This is a genomic window from Gardnerella sp. Marseille-Q9691 (genome assembly GCF_046507715.1).
In the GTDB taxonomy this organism is placed as follows: Bacteria; Actinomycetota; Actinomycetes; order Actinomycetales; family Bifidobacteriaceae; genus Bifidobacterium; species Bifidobacterium greenwoodii.
The window spans coordinates 807,952-827,358 of the sequence record NZ_JBKFXI010000001.1 but is presented as its reverse complement, the minus strand read 5'-3'; the positions used below and the strand labels follow the sequence as shown (position 1 = coordinate 827,358).

Annotated in this window: 10 protein-coding genes, 1 tRNA gene and 1 riboswitch; of the genes, 10 read left to right on the top strand and 1 reads right to left on the bottom strand. The window is 45.0% G+C overall.

The genetic code is table 11. From position 1 onward, the window contains the following. The first annotated feature begins 24 nt into the window (after window positions 1-24). The 7 genes from ACLD6A_RS03275 to ACLD6A_RS03245 all read left to right on the top strand — a co-directional run bounded on the left by ACLD6A_RS03275 (window position 25) and on the right by ACLD6A_RS03245 (window position 7,297). Entirely contained in the window at window positions 25-1,266 is a 1,242-nt protein-coding gene (locus ACLD6A_RS03275; protein ID WP_410313568.1) for a UDP-galactopyranose mutase, read from the top strand. Between the two features lie 270 nt (window positions 1,267-1,536). Further along, window positions 1,537-1,621: transfer RNA gene (locus ACLD6A_RS03270), tRNA-Ser, on the top strand. Window positions 1,622-1,773: 152 nt separating this feature from the next. Further along, on the top strand, window positions 1,774-2,772 hold the full coding sequence (locus ACLD6A_RS03265) for a DMT family transporter (RefSeq protein WP_410313567.1): 999 nt from the start codon (window positions 1,774-1,776) through the stop codon (window positions 2,770-2,772). Window positions 2,773-3,285: 513 nt separating this feature from the next. Then, window positions 3,286-4,296, top strand: coding sequence for a ribokinase (locus ACLD6A_RS03260; RefSeq protein WP_410313566.1), 1,011 nt, complete (start codon window positions 3,286-3,288; stop codon window positions 4,294-4,296). Window positions 4,297-4,442: 146 nt separating this feature from the next. Beyond that, complete coding sequence (locus tag ACLD6A_RS03255) at window positions 4,443-5,456, top strand: ribose-phosphate diphosphokinase (RefSeq protein WP_004136739.1); 1,014 nt, start codon at window positions 4,443-4,445, stop codon at window positions 5,454-5,456. An 89-nt stretch (window positions 5,457-5,545) separates the two neighbouring features. Beyond that, window positions 5,546-5,872, top strand: coding sequence for an ACT domain-containing protein (locus ACLD6A_RS03250; RefSeq protein WP_004136741.1), 327 nt, complete (start codon window positions 5,546-5,548; stop codon window positions 5,870-5,872). Window positions 5,873-5,932: 60 nt separating this feature from the next. After that, window positions 5,933-7,297: a PFL family protein gene (locus ACLD6A_RS03245; protein WP_375169301.1), complete on the top strand. Its 1,365-nt coding sequence runs from the start codon at window positions 5,933-5,935 to the stop codon at window positions 7,295-7,297. Between the two features lie 36 nt (window positions 7,298-7,333). Here ACLD6A_RS03245 and thiM read toward each other — a convergent pair whose 3' ends face one another. Then, on the bottom strand, window positions 7,334-8,800 hold the full coding sequence (gene thiM, locus ACLD6A_RS03240) for a hydroxyethylthiazole kinase (protein WP_375169551.1): 1,467 nt from the start codon (window positions 8,798-8,800) through the stop codon (window positions 7,334-7,336). Between the two features lie 112 nt (window positions 8,801-8,912). Then, window positions 8,913-9,022, bottom strand: a riboswitch (TPP riboswitch). A 363-nt stretch (window positions 9,023-9,385) separates the two neighbouring features. On the opposite strand from thiM, the gene ACLD6A_RS03235 reads away from it, so the two are divergent. Genes ACLD6A_RS03235 through ACLD6A_RS03225 form a run of 3 tightly spaced genes read left to right on the top strand, consistent with a single transcriptional unit; the run spans window position 9,386 to window position 19,257 of the window. Further along, complete coding sequence (locus ACLD6A_RS03235) at window positions 9,386-10,198, top strand: hypothetical protein (protein ID WP_375169302.1); 813 nt, start codon at window positions 9,386-9,388, stop codon at window positions 10,196-10,198. Window positions 10,199-10,243: 45 nt separating this feature from the next. Then, entirely contained in the window at window positions 10,244-14,974 is a 4,731-nt protein-coding gene (locus tag ACLD6A_RS03230; RefSeq protein ID WP_375169303.1) for a PD-(D/E)XK nuclease family protein, read from the top strand. Next, window positions 14,971-19,257: an ATP-dependent DNA helicase gene (locus ACLD6A_RS03225; RefSeq protein WP_410313565.1), complete on the top strand. Its 4,287-nt coding sequence runs from the start codon at window positions 14,971-14,973 to the stop codon at window positions 19,255-19,257. Before ACLD6A_RS03230 ends, ACLD6A_RS03225 begins: the two co-directional genes overlap by 4 nt. Window positions 19,258-19,407: the final 150 nt, after the last annotated feature.

Sequence of the window (19,407 nt, the reverse complement as noted above, 5' to 3'; positions counted from 1 at the left end):
CTGAAAGTACGAAAGGTAAATAATATGACGCAAGCAGCAACCTCTCAAAATACAACTTACCCAGATTTAGTAGTTGTTGGAGCGGGCTTGTTTGGCTTAACTGTAGCTCAGCAAGCAGTGGAGCATACGGGTGCTCGCGTTGAAATTATTGACGTTCGAAATCACATCGGTGGAAATGCTTACTCGTATTTTGACGAGCGCACAGGAATCGAAATTCACAAGTACGGAGCGCATCTTTTCCACACAAGCAACAAGCGCGTGTGGGATTATGTGAACCGTTTTACGTCGTTTACTAACTACGTGCATCGCGTGTACGCAACGCACGACGGCGAAGTGTATCCGCTGCCAATCAACTTGGGTACGATTAACCAGTTCTTCCACGCGCACTACACGCCAGAGGAAGCAAAGGCTTTGATTGCAAGCCAAGCGGGGGAGTTGGCTGGTAAAGATCCGCAAAATTTGAACGATAAGGGCATTAGCTTAATTGGTCGTCCGCTTTATGAAGCGTTTATTAAAAACTACACGGCAAAGCAGTGGCAGACGGATCCTTCCGAGCTGCCAGCTGGAATTATTAAGCGCTTGCCTGTGAGATTTAACTATAATAATCGCTACTTTAAAGACACTTGGGAAGGTTTGCCAACGGACGGCTACACGGCTTGGATGCAGCGTATGATTGACGATCCTCGAATCCACGTTTCGCTTGGTGTAGACTTCTTCGACGAATCTCAGCCGTTTAATAAGCGCGCGCTGGCGGAAGCTGGAGTGCCGGTAGTTTATACAGGTCCGGTTGATAGGTATTTTGACTACGCTCTTGGCGAGTTGAAGTGGAGGACTGTGGACTTTAAGGAAGTGCGTTACGAGGAGAGTGACCACTTTGGCTGCCCAGTTATGAACTATTCGGATGCTGACGTGCCGTTTACGCGCGCGATTGAGTTTAAGAACTTTAATCCGGAGCGTGAGGAAGTTGGCGGTGAGGCTGGCGAGGCTGGCGAGGCTGATTTTGTGCCTGGAAAGAGTGTGAAAGCTGGAGAAACTGTGGTTTGGCAGGAGTATTCTCGAGCTGCTAGTCGAGAAGATGAGCCGTACTATCCTGTGAATACTGAGGCAGACAAAGCCTTGTACGCGCGCTATGCGGAGCTTGCGGCTGCAGAGCCTAACACTGTTTTCGGTGGTCGCTTGGGAACTTACAGCTATTACGACATGCACAACGTAATCGACATGGCTTTGCGCGCTTACGAAACGCAAGTAGCGCCGCTGCTTAAGTAATCTCAACTTTCACCGCCGCAAACATTTGCCGTGTAATTTTCCGGCGTTTGTTGTCGTTTTAGCTGCGTCTGACCACATTTGCCGGAGATTTTTCCTGGCGTTTGTTGTCGTTTTGGCCTAAGCTGACCACATTTGCCGGGAAATTTTCCGGCGTTTGTTTCCGCTGTTTCGGCGTGTCAACGCGCGTATTAATTTGCAATATCCGCGATTTGTGGTATTCTGTTTAAGTTGTTTGCTTAGCAAGCAGTTTGATTGCTAAGTTAGCAGTTTGGAGAATTCGCCTAGTGGTCTATGGCGCACGCTTGGAAAGCGTGTTGGTGTAACAGCCTCACGAGTTCGAATCTCGTATTCTCCGCGCTTGAGCTTCCGGCGCTGATTTAGCGTCGGGAGCTTTTTGTTTTCCAAGTTATGCTGCTTGCACCGTTTGCGCGCGTGCAATATTAGTTGAGCGCGCGTGCAATAATTGCTGCATAATCGCTTGTTTTGGGGATGCGAGGTGAATCTGATATGTCAAAGCTTACGTTGCAAACTGGCTCTAAAACTTTCGACACTTCAAAATCCGCTGCAAAAGCAATAGCGAGCACTCCGGATCGCCCTAATCCTGCATTCAACCATTCAACGAACGCAATACTTATTGGCATTCTGCTCACTCTTTTAGGCGGCGCATTTTGGGGCGCAAACGCAACAGTGTCAAAAATCCTTATGTCAACGTATCACGTATCTCCGCTGCAAATTGCGTGCGTTCGCCAAATTGCGGCAGGAATATTGTTTAGCATCACTGCAGCAGCTTGCACTCCGAAAAAGCTTACTGGAGCAATTAAATCCGGTCGCACGTGGATTTCGATGGCGGTTACAGGCGTAGTTTGCGTGCTTCTTACGCAAGTTTCGTACTTGTGCACAATTGACTGGACTAATTCCGGCACTGCAACTGTGCTTCAGAGCCTTAATCTTCTGTTCGTGCTGGTTTACGCATGTTTGCATACGCGCCGCGTTCCAACTATCCGAGAAACAATTGGTGTTGTACTCGCTTTTGCAGGAACTGCTTTAATGGCAACCGGCGGCAATCTTTCTTCGCTATCTTTGCCGATTATGGGTTTGTTTTGGGGCTTAGCAGATGCTGCAAGTACGGCGGCGCTTGCGATTATGCCGGTGAAGTTGATTGCAAAATGGGGAAATCTTACTGTAAACGGCATTACTTTTATTATTTCGGGGCTGATTATGCTTCCGTTTGTGCGTCCGTGGGAAACTATGCCGCCGCTTGATTGGCGCGCGCTTTTGCTGTTTACTTTTACGGTTGTTGCCGGCACTTTTGGAGCTTACTGGCTGTTTCTTGAAGGTATTATGCGCGTAGGCTCTGTGCGAGGAACTCTTCTTGGTGCGAGCGAGCCGGTTACTGCTGCGATTACGGCGGTGCTTTTTACAGGCGCTGTTTTTTCGTGGGCAGATTTTGTGGGCTTCGGTCTTATTTTCATTATGATGATTCTGCTGTGCAAACGTACTGACTGACTTATATATAAATAAAACACGTGTAGCCGGTCGTTCGCTGTAAACATTCGCGCTACTGCACACGTCACGCCAAGAATAATCTCCCAACCACGCACCCACCCGCAGCAAAATTTACGTGACTTTAGTTGCACTTAGTAAACCACGCACTTTTCGTAACAAACTTAACGAGTCTATGAGTTTTGTGTTGACGGTTAGCGTGTTGAGAGGCTGGAAAAATTGTGTTCAGTGCTAAAAGAGGACTGAGGAAGCAACATTGTTAAACGATAGGCGAACACAATAGAATGCTTTAACAGTTAAAGCGACGAAGGACGGGACGCACGCAAACACAAATTTTCTAGCCTCGTCAAAACCGAAAAACAATAACATCAGCCAAAACTCATAGACAATACTCGGGAATATCGTAAAGAAAATTGCGAGGAAAGAAATCCCCCAAAACTCGCGCCACATTGAGGAAACGCGCACAATGCCAAACATAAAATGTAAAATAAAAATCAAACAAAGAAAGGAATTTTGATGCGCTACCACGATACTTTAAACTCGCTGGATGTATTAGAAAATGTGAAGGCTGCCGATTGCGCCAAGTCTGCAATTGCGGTGGTCGGCTCAATGAACGCCGACTACACGATTGTTGCCGACCGTCTTCCAAAACCAGGCGAAACTGTAAACGGTGGCGAATTGAAGGTTCTTCCTGGAGGAAAGTCTGGAAATCAGGCTGTTTCGGCTGCAAAAATTGGTGCGCACGTTCGCATGTTTGGCGCTGTTGGTAGCGATAAAAACGCCGACTTTTTGCTTAATTCTTTGAATAATGCCGGCGTCGATACCACTCATATTTTGCACGTTGACAACACTCCTAGCGGTGCAACAGTTATTACAGTTGATGCTCAGGGCGGCGAAAATACGATTGTTTACGCGCCTGGCTCTAATGCGCACGTTACGGTTGAGTATATTGAGTCTGTTAAAAGTGCTTTGACTAGTGCGCGTGTGCTTGGCCTTTGCTTGGAAAGCCCGATGGAAACTGTTACTGCTGCTGCGAAAATTGCGCATGATGCTGGCGTAAAAGTTTTGCTTAACAATTCTCCTTTTGTTGACACTTTGCCGAAGGATTTGATTGATGCTGCTGACATTTTGCTTGTGAATGAGCATGAGATGGCGCAGTTGCTTAAGATTGACGAGCCAGAAGATGGCAATTGGGATGGTTTTGATTGGAATCATGCTGCTGAAGTTATGCACAACTTTGGTTTTGATGAGGCTGTTGTGACTTTAGGTGGCGATGGTTCTGTTGTTTTGCAGTATGCTGAGGAAGATCCTGTTTGCCGTATTGCTGCTCAGCGTGTTAATGCTCAAGACACTACCGGTTGCGGAGATGCGTTTATGGGTACAATTTTGGCTGGTTTGGCTGCTTCAATGTCATTGCCAGACGCGGCAGCTTTAGCATCCTATGTTTCTGCGTATGCTGCAACTCGCTTTGGCGCTCAGGCTTCTTACGGAACTGCAGACGAAATTCGCGCGTATTTTGCTAAGTAATTTAAGTAATTATTAAGTAATTATTAAATAATTATTTGCGTAATTTATGCGTAAATCACCGGCTGTGTCTAATCCGGCGCGTTACCTGCTAAAATAAAAAGCGACTCTGTCACTGTACATGCAAGTTTGCAAACGGGAAGGCAATCATGTCAACAATTCTTGAAGGCAATCCAAAAAAGCAGATGATGCTTGTTACCGGTCGTGCGTATCCGGAACTTGCTGCGGAAACTGCAAAATATCTTGGTATTGATGTGCTTGAGACTACTGCCTACGATTTTGCGAATGGCGAAATGTACGTGCGTTTTACTCAGCCAGTTCGTGGATCGGATGTGTTTGTGCTTCAAGCGCATACGAATCCTATTAACAATTGGATTATGGAACAGCTGCTTATGGTTGATTCCTTGCGTCGCGCTTCTGCTCGCAGTATTAACGTGGTTGCGCCGTTCTTTGGATATTCGCGTCAGGATAAAAAGCATCAGGGTCGTGAGCCTATTACAGCGCGTCTTATGTTTGATTTATTCCGTGCTGCCGGTGCGACTCGTATTTTGACGGTTGACATGCATGCAACTCAGGAGCAGGGTTTCTTTGACGGTCCGGTTGATCATTTAACTGCTATGCCTGTGCTTATTGATTATGTGCGTAATTCTATGAAGCTCGACAACGCAACTATTGTTTCTCCTGATGCTGGGCGAATTAAAGTTTCTGAACAGTGGGCTGCAAAACTTGGCAATTTGCCTCTTGCTTTTATTCATAAAACGCGCGATATTACTCGTCCAAATCATGCTGAAGCTCATGGAATTATCGGTGATATTCAGGGGCGTGACTGCATTGTTGTTGACGACATGATTGATACTGCTGGCACGATTTGTGAAGCTGTGCGCACTTTGCGCGAGGCGGGCGCTAAGTCTGTGACGTTGGTTGCAACTCATGCTTTGCTTTCCGGTCCTGCTGTTGAGCGTTTGAAAGATGCTGGTGTTCGCGAAATTATTGTGACGGATACTGTTCCTGTGCCGGAAGAAAAGCGTCTTAAGAATATGACTGTTCTTTCGATTGCTCCTCTTCTTGCTGCTGGTATTCGTTCTGTGTTCCGTTCCGGATCGCTTGTGTCGCTTCGAAATGCGCTGCCGGAAGATATGAAGCAGCATAATATTTATGCATAAAAATAATTAGTGAAAAGCTAATGCAAAATTAACACAGTAATAAATTAACACAGCAATAAATACACACAGCAATACAGCAGGAGGCAAATATGGTCGCCAATACTACAATTGCACAAAATCAGGAATCGCTTTCTAAAGGCGACGCTTCTAAGGCGATTATTACAGTTGTTGGCTGCGATACCGTTGGTATTATTGCAAAAGTAACTTCGCATGCAGCTAATCATAACGTCAATATTTTGAATATTTCTCAAACTATTGTTGACGGATTCTTCAATATGATGATGATTGTTGATGTGGCGACTATGGACTGTGAATTTGGTGAGTTTGCGGACGGATTGGAAGCGCTCGGTAACGAAATCGGCGTGCGTATTCGCTGCCAGCGTAGCAATATTTTCACCGCAATGCACAGAATCTAAAATTCGTAGCAAACTCGTAGCAATATCGTAGCAATCTAAGTAAATGTAAGGAAGTACGCCATGCTCAACCTGATGGAAGTAAGCGAAACTAATTCGATGATTGAGCAAGAACAGCTCGACGTTCGTACAATCACAATGGGAATTAACTTGCTTGATTGCGCTTGCGAAAATTTGCAAGATGTGTGCCGCAATGTTGAAGAAAAAATCACGCGTCTTGCAAAAGATCTCGTCAAAACTGGCAACGATATTTCGCACGATTACGGCATTCCAATAGTAAATAAGCGCATTACCGTGACTCCGATTTCGCTTGTTGGCGCGTCGTCTTGTAAAAAGCCTGAAGATTTTGTGCAAATTGCTCACGCTTTAGACAGGGCAGCGCACACTGTTGGAGTTGATTTAATCGGCGGATATTCCGCTCTTCCTGCTAAGTCAATGACAGAAGCTGACCGCATGCTTATTGAGTCGCTTCCGCAAGCCTTAAGCGAGACGGAAATTGTGTGTTCGTCTGTGAATGTTGGCTCAACTCGCACTGGAATCGACATGGATTGCGTAGAGTTGCTTGGTCGCACGATTAAAAAGATTGCCGAGGCGACTGCTAGCAAAGATTCTTACGGCTGTGTTAAATTTGTGGCTTTTTGCAACGCTCCTGACGATAATCCGTTTATGGCAGGCGGCTTCCACGGTGTTACTGAAGGTGATGCTGTGATTAACGTTGGTGTTTCCGGGCCGGGTGTAGTGTCGAGCGCGCTTGACGCGGCTCGTGGCAAAGACTTTGCTTTCCTGTGCGAAACTATTAAGCGTACAGCATTTAAGATTACGCGAGTGGGGCAGTTGGTTGCACAAGAGGCTTCTCGTAGGCTTGGAGTGCCGTTTGGAATTATTGATTTGTCTCTTGCACCAACGCCTGCAGTTGGAGATTCAGTTGGTGAAGTGCTTGAAAAGATTGGTTTAGATCAGGTTGGAGCTCCTGGAACAACTGCTGCGCTTGCAATGCTGAACGATCAGGTTAAGAAGGGCGGAATTATGGCCAGCAGCTATGTTGGCGGTCTTTCCGGAGCGTTCATACCTGTTTCTGAAGATGCGAACATGATTGCTGCAGCAAAGTCTGGTTGTTTGACGATTGAAAAGCTTGAGGCAATGACTTGCGTGTGCTCGGTTGGTCTTGACATGATTGCTATTCCGGGAGAAACGTCCGCAGCTACTATTTCTGGAATGATTGCTGACGAATCCGCAATCGGAATGATTAATCAGAAAACTACTGCAGTACGCATTATTCCTGTGATTGGCAAGGGCGTTGGGCAGATGGCTAACTTCGGCGGTTTAATGGGATATGCGCCTATTATTCCGGTGAATCAGACCAGTTGCGAAGCTTTCGTAACGCGAGGCGGGCGTATTCCGGCCCCAGTGCACAGCTTTAAGAATTAGTGATTACTCAGTAATCACTGAGTAATCACTAAGTAATTATTTAGTAATCACGCTTTTAAGCTCGCGCGCGACTTTGCCAGCGTCCTCAGCGCACATAAGTGCCGATACAGTGCAAACTCCGTCAAGCTCAAGATCGCGAATAGGGAATACCGTATTCTCATGGATTCCGCCAATTGCCAATGTTTTTACGCCCATAGAGTGCGCAACTTTCGCAACTTCGTTCACGCCTTCAACTCCAAGCGGAGGCACGTCGTGAGCCTTGGTATGCGTCTCGAAAGCGGCACCTATGCCAATCACATCCGGCAGTGGAACGTCGTTTTCTTTGCACTCTAGGTAAGCTTTCTCCATCAAATCAGGCCGCGCGCAAGAAAGACCAACCATCCACTCAGCCGGCATCGCCTTTCGCGCCTCAACAAACGGAGTATCTTTTTGCCCAACGTGCAAGTTGAAACCAAGCTTAGCCGCGCAATCAACATGATCGTCTATGAACACAGGCACGTCGCCGTGGCCGGAATCAATAAGCGCATGACGCAACTTCTTCGCCTTTGCTGAAATCTCATCATCGTCGGAATACTTATCGCGCAATTGCACAACCGTAACTCCGCCTTCAACCGACTCCACAGCCACTTCTTCTTCCGGACGGTTCCCCATGCGTGGATCCGTTACCAAATACAGTGTCCAATCCACAGGCTCAACAGTGAACTCAATATTTGTCAAACTAAACATGTCGTTTACGCTAAGAGTTGAAAGCGCGTCCATCCACAGCGTTCGGAAAGTTCCGGGAGCTGTGGTTTGGCGAGCTGCCCAAGTTCCAGCGGCGGCTGCATGCACGTGCGCTGCAACAGTTGCTGCGAGCGGACGTTCTGGGTTTGCACCAACGTATGCTGCAACTATCGCGCCCAAAGCGCAACCGGTTCCAACTACTTTGGTCATAGCTTTGTGACCGCCTGTTACGCGAGCTAAACATCCGTGGCCGTAAATCGCATCTTTTTCGCCGGAAATAGCCACTACTGATCCATACTTTTTTGCTAGTTCGCGCGCGGCTTGAAGAGCATCGTTTACGTTATCGTGAGAATCTACGCCTTTTCCGTTGCTTTCTTTGCCGGCAAGAGCCATGATTTCGGAAGCGTTTGCGCGAATTACAGTAGGGTGGTGCTTAATAATTTCGTGTATAAAGCGAGTGCGTGGAGCAAGTGCCGGCACGCCAATTCCAACCGGGTCAAGAACCCATGGGGTATCTGCTTTTTCGCAACCTTCAACGGCTGCGCGCATGTACTCGGAAGTTTCAGGCTGATGGAACGTGCCTACGTTTATTAGCACGCCGGAGGCAATTTGTGCGAGTGCGTGCGCTTCTTCCGGATCTGTGACCATAATTGGCGAGGCGCCTGCTGCAAGCAGTGCGTTTGCGGTTATGTCTTGTACGATTACGTTCGTTATGCAGTGTGTAAGAGGCTGCTGTGCGCGTACGCGTTCGATGCATTGGCGAACGTCGTTAAGGAACATTCGACGTCGCGCACGCACGGAAAATAGTGTGTCTACTTTTGTTGCTGTTGCAGCTGACTCAGTAGTAGATGCGTAAGTTTTTTGCGAGCTGTTGTTTGCTTCTGCAGCGTTATCTATTGTCATAATGTTTCCCTTCGCTAGCACTATCTAGATCAGGTCCTACGGATGTAATCTCAGCGCCGCCCGCGATTTTGCGGCGATTGCGCACTCCGAACCATCCTTCGACTATATCTTTTGTTCGTGACTTACTTGCTTTTGCTGGTTACGTGCGTGCTAGGTTCTAAGCTCGTGATCCAAACGTGCGCGACTTTTCGCGTGTTTGGAGAGTTTGGCCTGGCGTTTTGCTCCAAATGTGGGGAACTTTTCTCGCGTTTGGAGAGTTTGGCGTGGCGTTTTGCTCCAAATGTGGGGAACTTTTCTCGCGTTTGGAGCGTCGCCGCGCGCTTTGCACGTATCTACAAAAATCTCGCCGTATTTTTGCAACTTCTTCTACAGATTTTCGCTTTACGGTAGTGTAAACATAAATATGGTAAGTAAGTAGGCTATAAATTACCTAATCGACATACGTTACGAAAGCGAGTCAACATGGCAAACAACTCCATTCTAGAGCAACAAACCACAGCTGCTGCCAATCCTCTCGATGTGCGTGAATACGCCACGCGCACTGCAATTCGAGCAATCGCAATAATCGCGTCCGTTTACGGAATGGCAGCTTCGTGGCAAGGTCTTATGACTTTTACTTACTTTACAAATCTTTCTAATCTTATGATTTGTGTAGCTTTGGCTGGTTCTCTTGTGCTAGACACTACCTCTTTTATGCGCGCTCGCAATTCTGTAGATTCAGCTGCGCAGCCAGATTCTGCAGAATCTTTCGCATGGTTCGACTCAAAATCCAACGCTTGGTACATTTTTAAATTCATGATGACAATCGCCATTGCAGTAACATTTACGCTTTATCTTTGCTTCTTAGCTCCTACGAATAAGCTAGGTTTTGTTGGTGCGTATATGAGCAACGGTTGTAGTAGTCTTTGCGTTCACGCAATCGCACCGCTTCTTGCAATCGTAGATTTTATACTTTTTGACTATCGCTTCCGTTCAACCAGCGCACACATTTATTTTGCTACTATTCCGCCTTTAGCTTATGTTGCTTATGCTGCAATGCTTAGCGAGTTTGCGGGTGTTCGTTGGGGTGTTCACGCAATGCGTGCGCCTTACAATTTCCTTAATTATGGTGCTCCTGCAGGCTGGTTTGGTTTTGCTCCTCAGACTTTTAACGCCACTACTTTAGGCGTTGGAGTTGCTTATTTGCTTGTTGTGTTTACGCTTATTTTTATTGGTGTTGGCCGCGTATTTCTTGCGTTGAAGGATGCGCGCGCTCGAGCTGTTTTGCAAAATTAGTCAAAACTTGAGCGCCACTATTGCCCAATTGGTAGAATTGAGCGTATGTGTGAGGATTCTGCATTACAAGCGCTATTTGATGGCACGTTACGCAATTGTGCTGGGAATTTGACCAGTACGCTGCTAGTTTATGGCGCTCCAAATACTGGAAAAACGCAGTTTGCTGTGCGTGCAACAATTGCGGGATACCAGCGCTGGCCTCATAGCATAACAGCAATGGCAGTGCAAAACAGAAATTTGGCTGCAAGCATTGACAATATTATTATTCGTTCTATTGGAGTAAGTGAGCAGTCGCGTCCGGTTGGAACGTTGGAATCGCTTGCTTTTCGTATTATTTCAGCCAATTGTAAGTTGCAGCATAAGCCTAATCCTAAGCTTCTTAATGGCGCTGAGCAGGATGCTCTTCTTCGCAAAGTTGTTCGCGAGCATATTGAGCATGTTTTTAGGGGAGATAATGGTGATTGCGATGTTTGCCAGCTTTTTCAGGATTATTTTGGGACTCCGCTTTGGGTTTCGCCTTTAACTGGCGTTGGAAATGATTCTGATTCTTCGCTAAATTCTAAAGACTCAGGCGGCAACGTTGAAACCAGAAACATTGAAACCAGCAACGTTGAAACCGGCAACGACGAAGATAGTAATGTTGAAACTAGCAACGCATTTATGCATCAGCTCAGAGATATGCTTGCACGTTTGGATGAGCTTGGAATTAACGATTCTTCCGACGAACAGTCTGTTTTAGATTCTCTTGATTTTGCAAAATCTACCGCAGAATCTGAAAATATTTTGCCAACTTCTCTTCTGACTGACCGTCGCAGCACGCAGTGGCGTCTTGTTTTTGCGCTTAGATCTGAGTATCGCAAAATGCTTGCAGACACTTATAAAGGGTCGTTCCGTTTGGATGCTTCTGAGCTTTTGGTTGAAGGTTCAAAAGCTGCTCGCTTGCTTGGTGAAGCGTCTAACGTAAATTCTTCAGAAATCCCAGCTCTTCTTGTTGTTGACGATTATCAGGATATTACTCTTGCCGGCTTGAGTTTTGTGGAAACTTTGCTGAATCTTGGGACGCGTTTGGTTTTGATTGCCAACCCGGACGAGTCCGTTCAAACATTTAGGGGAGCGTACCCGGATTATGCAATTTCGGTTGCTTTGCGTGTGTTTAATGCAGCTGAGCAAACTCTGGAATATGCGATTTCTTCCGATTCTTCTGTTTCTTCCGCGCTAACTTCCGATTCTTCTTCAAATCAGATTTCAGCGCCTTCAATGCGTGATTTGCTTGCTGCTCGCGTCTCTCTTTCCTTGACTTCGCAGTTAAGTACTGCGGTTGCGCTTCCAAATCGACCTTGGAAAATGCCGGCTTTTGTTGGTGCTTTTCCATTGCAGCCGTTGAATCAGCTTACTGATCAGCTTACAGATCAGCCTCAAGCGCAGAATCAAGAGAATACTCAAAATCAACCTCAAAATCTTCAGAATTCTCAAAATGCGCAAAAATATTTACGGTTAGATGAAGATGGAACAGTAAATACTGCACTTTATCGTTCACAGCGTGAAGAATTAGATTCTGTTATTTGGCAAATGAAGCACGCTCATGTAAAAAATCATCGCAAGTGGAGCGATATGGCGCTTATTGCGCACGATAATTCCACCGTTCGTCTTTTTGGTGAGCAGCTTCGCGCGGACGGTGTTCCAGTGCGTTATTCACTAGTAACTCGACCGTTAAAGGACGAGCCGTTCGTGCAAGGATTGTTTGCGCTTATTGAGCTTGCTCAGTTTGCTCAACATTGCATTTCTGGGAATCTTGTATCTTGCATTTCGTATAAAATTCAGCGCGGCAAAAGTTTAAAAAATATAGCATTTTGGCTGCAATCTCGCGTTAAGTGCATTATGGAAAGTCCTCTTGCGTCAATAGTTCGTAGCTCTCGCGACTATGTCACTCGCGACTATAACAATCATTCTTATGGTGATTGCGAGTTTGAAACTCCTTCGCAGCTTAAAAATGTTGAGTCGCTTATGCGATCTTTGGCTTCTCTGTCTGCGGTTTTAGATGAGCAAAAAGACGAAAATAATTCGCTTAGCAATCAAAATATTCCTTTAAGAAAGCTTAAGGATTCGTGGGATGAATTTAGGAGTAATCTGAATAACGCCTCTAATAACAGCTCTAATGGTGATTCTAATGTTAATTTAGTTATCAATTTAGATGACGATATTAACGAAGATATGAGTGCTCTTTCGCTAGAGGCATGCTATCTTCTTTGTTTTGCAGATGTAGCACATTGCAATACTGATTCCCAGCAGTCTGATTCAACAGTGCTAAGTATTTTGCAAAATATGGCTCCTCGAAATCCTAATGTTGCAGCCTTTGTAAAAATCTGGAAAAATGTGCAAACTTTGGCTTTGAAATTTGCCTCTCGCCCAGATTTACGCAACGCTAAATATGCTCTTGGTGAAGCGTGGAATGTTTGCAATGTTGCTGAACGTTGGCAGCGCACGGCTTTGCAGCACAATCGTGAAGGCTATAGGGCAAACGATCGCCTAGATGCTGCAATGCGTCTTTTTGACTACGTTTCTTCGTACAGCGATGAGAAAAGTTACGGTTTTGAAGCAGATTTGCAAAATAGCAGCGTTTCATTAGATTTTGACGACGAAAATTCTGCACTTCCAGCTGATATTAGCGATTTTATAGCGCAGGTTCGTGGCATGGAAATTGAGGCAGATTCTTTAGCTCGAGTCGCTCCTGTGCCAGATGCTGTAACGCTTACAACTCCTGCAGGTGCTGCAGGAAAGCATTGGCCGCTTGTTTGGATGCCAACTTTGCAGCAGCGTGTGTGGCCAAATCTTGCTTCTCGCAGCACAATGTTCGGCGCGGAAAGTTTGGCAAGTATTATGTTGGATTCCAAGCAGCGAGCTATGAGTCAGCAGTTTAATGCGAATGCTACTAATAAATTATCTAAATCGCCTCTATTTATATCTGCAAATCTTCTTGCAGCAAACGATAAATCCTCTGTTTTTGCTGGCGAGCAGCGTAGCTTTTTGCTATCTATTACTCGTGCTACTGAAAGTTTGTATATTAGCGCGCAGTACAGCGATAGTGCTGTTCCAAGCGATTTTCTTTACTATTATTTGCCTGAACGCTACTACAATAACGAAAATTCACGCACGCCTTTTACCGATTTTAAAATTCCTTTCGCAGGCTTAGATATGGATGTTCGCGGATTGGTTTGTGCCGCGCGTGCAAAACTTGTGCGAGATGCTGCCAGTAAGAATAATTGTGATAATGCGAATGAAAATAGCGGAGTTTTAGACGCTGCTAAAGCATTGCGATTATTGCGAGACTCTGGAGTTGATTGCGCTGATTGCAGTCAATGGGATTTTATGAGCGAAATTACAGAAAATTCTTCTGTAGAAAATTCTTCTGTAGAAAATATTTCTACTAAAGCTAACAGCACTGTGGTGAGCTTGTCTCCTTCTGCTGTAGACAGTTTATGGGCTTGCCCGGTGTGTGGATTACTGAATCGTCAACTTGCAGGTCCTCAGCCAGGAAGTGCTGCAACGTATTTTGGTACGTTAATTCACGAAACTGCAAGGTGGGCTAGTGAAAATAAGCACTACGATTTTATGGACACTGTGCTTGAAGAATCGCCTGTTAAGGAAGTTGAATCTAAAGAAGTTTCTGTAGATGATTCCCAGTATTCCCAGTATTCTGCGCAAGTGAGCCGCATAAACGAAATTGCAAATCGCATGGAAGAGTATTACGAAAGTATTGCTCCCGAACTTGCCGATATTCGAGATGCAAAAGAGCGATATTCTGCGCTTTCTAGGCAATCTAATATAAGTCGTGCTCTTCATACGATTGCACAATATTTCGTTACATCTTTTAGTCAGGAAACTTATAATTTTGACGCAAAAAAGTCAGATGATGGCGTTGTTGAATCTCTTACGCCAAGCGAAAAATCTTTAGACAGTAGCATTGGAAGTCTTTTAGAAGCCTGCTGTGAGATGCCAACAAGCGCTCATTTTGGTTTTGATGACATTGCGCGCGTGCTGAACAATACTTTTAAGGCTTCAAATCTGCAAACCGTTTCTGTTCGCGACTGTTACGAGTTGATGGGAGCATTGGTAGGCGGTTGGCCGGATGGTGCGTGCGAAGATTTGCAATTGCATATTCACGGCAGAATTGATCGACTTGAAAAGCGAAAAAATGCGGACGGTTCAGAAAATATTCGCTTACTTGACTATAAAACCGGAAAAGTTCCTCCTTCAACAGGAGTTTTTAATGATTTGCAGTTAGTTTGCTACCAGCTTGCTTTGCTTTTTGCAGACGAAAATCCACTTATTTCCGACTCTAATGCGCCAACAATTGCAAGAAGTGTGCTATTTCACGTAGTTGACAACGATTACCCGGCTCAAGACCACAGCGTTGCAGAAAACTTGTATCAACCGCCTCTTTGCATTGCTGACGCTTTGAACAATAAGCCGCTTGAAAGTCGAGCTGGATTCAAAAATATGGCAAGATTGCTGGATTGCCCGCAGTTGGAAGAAATTATGAAAACATGCCCGAAAGGTGTAACTGAGCAAGCCTGGCAGTCATTCCGGTGTTTAAGTGAAACTGCAAAATGGTCTCTTACTATGATTTCGCGCGTTTTCTACGCGGCTGCTGCAGTTCGATCTAAGCAAATTATTGCGCATCCAACTTCGCAGCATTTGAAATATTGCCGTGCAAAACAAGTCTGCCCAGCTTGCGCAGGTCGCATAGATACCGTATACGAGGTGCGTCAATCATGATTGATGAAATGAATAACAAATCTTTGCACGAAAAAGATTTTCGCGAAGATGCCATTCGCGCAAAATCTCCTCGCAAAAACACGGATAGTGCAGAACAGTCTGCAGCAATTACAGCGCCCGCAAACAAGAATATGATTATTGTTGCTGGAGCTGGCAGCGGAAAAACCTATACTATGACACGTCGTGTTATTGATCTTATTGACCGTGGTGTTGCTCCAGAAAGCATTTTAGGACTTACGTTTACGAATAAAGCTGCGTCGGAATTGTTGGCAAGAGTTGCGCAAGCTGTAAGTCAACATGCGAACGTAGGTAAACAAAGCAGCGTGAATGCGTCATATTCAAACGCATTTTTGAAGCCAGAAGTAATGACTTATGACGCATTCTTTCAGTCAATTGTGCGCCAATATGGTTTGCTAGTTGGTTTTGATCACAATACGCAGCCTCTTAGCGATGCTGGCGCGCGCGAACTAATTAAGCCTCTAGTAAACGAGTATGTTGATAAGCATCCGGAAATTGTGAAATTGTACAAATTTGATGCTCTTGTTGATGACGTTCTTGCGCTCGCCGCAGATATTTCCTGCTCGATGATTGGTCTAAATAGTAGGGGTGAGTCTTTAGACAGCACTTCTTCAGCTGTTTTAGAAATTCAAAATTGGAATAACGCGTGGATTGAACATTTGCAAAAAGCGCTGAGTTCAGCTGAAACTACTAAGATTGTTGCCAAAAAGCCGAGCGCTGTTAAATTGCGTCGCGCAAAAACAGAATCAGACGAAAAATATTTCAAAAAATGCGAAAATTACGGAAAAGAATACGCTGAATACTTAAATATTACGCTAAAAAATACGTGTTATGATTCTTGCAATAAATTATTTGAAGCCGCTAAAAAGCGTGCTGCTTTGCTCGACTTAGTTCTATCTTTTGATTCTGCAAAACGTAGCGCAAATATGGCTCAATTTAGCGATTTTACGATTGCTGCATACCGTTTGGTAACGCATTTTCCGTCTATTGCGGCGCAATATCGAAGACAGTACAGTCAAGTTTTGTTGGACGAGTATCAGGATACTTCCACAACGCAGGCAATGCTGATTGCAACGCTGTTCCATAACTCAAGCGTAGCAATCGGTAAGAGTAGTGAGAGTAATGATAGTTGCGAGAATACTTCAGTTGGAGATTCTTTCGTTAATCAGCAAACACATATTGCTGCAGTTGGAGATCCTTTCCAAGCAATTTACTCATTTAGAGGAGCAAGCTCGGGTGCTTTTAGAAAACTTCAGCAAGCGCTTAATATTGACCAATCAAGCGAGTTTTCTCTTACTCAAACGCGCCGCAATTCTAAGCTTATTTTGCAGGCGGCAAATGCTATTACAAAACCATTGCGTGTGCCGTCTCTTCGCAAAAGTAGTTCGTTGACTTCGGAAGTAGAAGTCAAAAATCTTCAATATCTTGAAAATGCTCCGCAAGGCAGCGTTAGCGTGCTAAATATGCCTACGCAATATCAAGAAATTGAAGCAGTTGTGCGCTTCGTAAAATATGTAAAACAAAATGCTTTAGCGCAAAACGACAATATTCGCTCTTCTGATTTACAAGCGAGAGTTGCTGTGCTATTTCGCAGCAAAACCAATATTGCAATATATGAAGAAGCCTTGCAAAAAGCAGGTTTGCGCACTTTAACTGTTGGTTATTGCGCTCTTCTTGAAAAACCAGAAGTAAAAGACGTTCTTGCGCTTCTTTCTGCTGTTGCAGATCACACGAATACTTCCGCGCTAATGCGACTTCTTGCAACGCCTCGATTTGCGCTCAGTACTGACGATTTAGAGGCTTTAGCTAATGCTGCAACCGATGAAAACGTTGAGTATGTTTTCAACGCTTTGGCTCAAGCAGGTTTAGTGGATTCTAAAGCTCCGCGCGCATCTTGGGCGAAGCTTGTGCGCGAACAGCAGTCTAAAGGCGCTCAAACTAATAGTGTTCACGGTGGAGTGTTTATTGCGGATGTTCTTCTTGAAGCCTTTAATTCTACTGTATTTGCAAAAAATTCTACGAAAGACACGCTTAATCATCTTAAAAATAAGCTGAGTAGTAAAGCAAATGCAGCAATTCTTCGCGCAGGCAAAGTTCTTGACGCTGTGGAGCGTGCTCAATCTGGAAGCTTGCATGATGTTGTTCGTACTGCTGTTGAAGCGTTAAATATTGATATTGATGTGGCTGTTTCGCGTGCGCTTATGAATGAAAATTCAAGTAATTCAACGCTTCTTAACGATATGCACAGCACGCTTGACGCAATTTCTTCGCTTGCTGACGCGTATTTGCAAGAAATGAGTGATTTTACGCAGCCTACTTTGCGCGGATTTATTGCTTGGATTCAAAATATTGACAAAATTGACGATCAGCCTGCTTCAGTTGACGAGCCTGCAGACGTGGTTTTGATGACGATTCACCAGTCGAAGGGTTTGGAATGGCCTGCTGTTGCAATAGTGGGGCTTAACGAAGGTGCTTTCCCAAGTAGTCAGGGAGATGGTTTGCGCGTAAAGCAAACCAAGCAGGATGGCGTGTATTTTGAAAGCGCGTACGCAACTCTTGAAATCGCATCAAAAGTGCCTGTGCCAATTAGAGTCGATGCGGATATTTTGCCGCGATTTCCTCACAATGCAGATTTGAGTGTTAGTATGAATCCGCAAGAATCCTTGAAAAATATGGGAACAGTTGAAAAAATCGATGCGGAAATCTACGGTTCTCGCGCGCAAGCAATGCTTGATTTAGCCGAAAAATTCTATGAGCGTGAAGATGTTCCAGAAGGAGCAATTCCTGTAGAAGCGCGTCAAATTTACGATGCTGCAATGAAAACCGGAACTCTTCCTCTTTCGCAAGTAGAGGAGCGTGGACGAGCTTTGCACGTTGATGAGAGGCATCTTATGTATGTGGCGTTGACGCGAGCGAAATTTGCGGCTTTGCTTACGTGCAGTCAGTCTAGTGCTATGACGGCGGATGTTAATGGGGAAGGTAGTGAAGATGGTGCAGCAAACGCTGCTGGTGCTGCTGGTTCTGCTGCTGGTTCTGCTTCCAATACTTCATCTTCGCGCTCAAAAAAGCCTTCTGTTTTTTGGAATGAAGTATTTAAAGAAATGCAAGAATCTTGCGGATCTGTTTCCGAAGTAAAAGTTGATTTAGATGAAGTTGGTTATGCGGCTGGCGACTCTGCTTCTAAGTTTGCTGAATTATTTAGCGAGCCTAGCGAAATTCCTAGCGAAAGCAACAAGCAGCCATTAGCTTGGCCGAGTGCGTCGAGTGAATATGTGCGAGATGCGCTTAATAAGTCTGCTGAATATTCTGAAATTGCTGAGATTGGTGCAGTTGACAAGTCTTGCGAAGTTGACAAGTCTTGCGAAAGTGACAAGCTTGACGAAAATTCGCTACTTTCTAGGGCAGAAGCTTTGCTGCAGGATGCAGATTTGATGCCGAAAATTGATTGGTATCACAATACGGTTGCGCTTAAAAAGAGGGCGGATCAGCTTTCAAAAGTTGAAAATGTAAATGTTACGGCTGTGCAGCGCAGGGCAGTATTTAATCAAAATGCTGACGAAAATAACAACTCTTTCGAAGCGAAAGAAGCTAATCGTTTGCGAAGTGAGTGGATGGCAATTATTCGTCCTATTCCGCGGACTGCTTCTCCTGCATCTGATTTGGGTACGAGATTCCATGCTTGGGCGGAGCAGTTTGTAAATGCGGGTTGCTTGAATAAAAATTCTACTCAAGATGATGTTGTTGAAAATATTTCTGAAAAACTTGCGCAAATCGAAAAAACTGCGCAAGCCGAAAAAACTACGCAAGCCGAAAAATCAGACGAATACAAATTATTAATTTGGGAAAAACGTTTAGCTACTTCAAAATGGGCTTATCGTCGACCTATAGCAGCAGAACAGCCGATTGTTGCGCACGTGCCAGAATTAGGTGATCAAATTATTAATGGCAAAATTGACGCAATATTTGCAGGTGGTTTAGACCCGGAAGATTCAAGTAAATTGTATACAGTAGTTGATTGGAAAACTGGTCGTAAGCCAACTGATCCGCAAGATATTGCGTTAAAACTCGGTCAGCTCGACTGGTATCGTCTTCTTCTTTCGCTTATGACGAACGCTCCACTCGAGGCTATCGACGCCACCCTTTACTATGTAAATATAGCGGATGAATGTGAACGTGAAATTCATGCCGAAGCAAAAACAAAAGATGAAATCCTTGCCGAGTTACACTCTGGCACGTTAATTTCCCTCGATGATGATGACGCATAAATGTTGCTATTGCAATCATTTTGCCGCAACTTATTTGCTGCAATTTTTGTTTGCTGTGCCAGATTTTGCGCCGCGATTGAAACGCATCGTGCATCACTTCGAAAACGTGCAGATTCCTCGTGCAGTGTGTGTGGGCGGGCATACGCACAA